At 25.4% G+C, this 629-nt stretch carries 1 protein-coding gene; it reads right to left on the bottom strand.

The window, feature by feature from the left end:
* Window positions 1–563, bottom strand: a 563-nt coding sequence (locus tag HUN22_RS17525; protein ID WP_174732045.1) for a metallophosphoesterase, incomplete at its 3' end; no start/stop codon positions are given.
* Window positions 564–629 lie beyond the last annotated feature (66 nt).

The following is a 629-nucleotide window of genomic DNA, read 5'->3' as shown; positions in this document are numbered from 1 at the left end:
CTATGAATATGACCAAAAAAAATATGTTCAATATAGTTTGCATATTTTAAAATTAATTTTTCAAAATATTCTGACTTAAAAATTGTTTTGTCTAAAGCAGGTGCTATACCAGTTGTAACTATTGGATGATGCATAAACATTAATATTTTTCGCTTTTCAAAAACAGCTTGTTCTAAAATCTCGGAAAGTTCATTTATATGATCATCACTTTTCAAATAATTACTAGTATCAAAAGTAATTAAACGTCTGTCAAAAATATCTAAATACTTTTTTTTATAATCATCATTAAATACTATATTAAAGTTATTATAACAATCATGGTTCCCTAAACTAAGAAGTACAGGGCAAGTGAATTTAGACAAAATTTCACTTAAGATATTATAACTATTAATACTACCATCATTAGTTAAATCACCTGTTATTACAATTGCATGTATATCATCTAAAAAATTTATTAAATGAGATTGTAGTTTAAGTAACTGATGTGTTGGGTTATAGGAGTATAACTCACCCTCTACAATATGCAAATCAGTTAGCCATACTATTTTATAATTATCATTCATAATTATACCCATTTAGAGTTATCAACTTTACCAACCATTTCCTTCATATGATCATGTGTCCTTATC

Origin of the sequence: Acinetobacter lactucae, assembly GCF_013344765.1 — a bacterium.
Taxonomy (GTDB): Bacteria; Pseudomonadota; Gammaproteobacteria; order Pseudomonadales; family Moraxellaceae; genus Acinetobacter; species Acinetobacter lactucae_A.
This window is presented reverse-complemented; position numbering and strand designations above follow the sequence as displayed.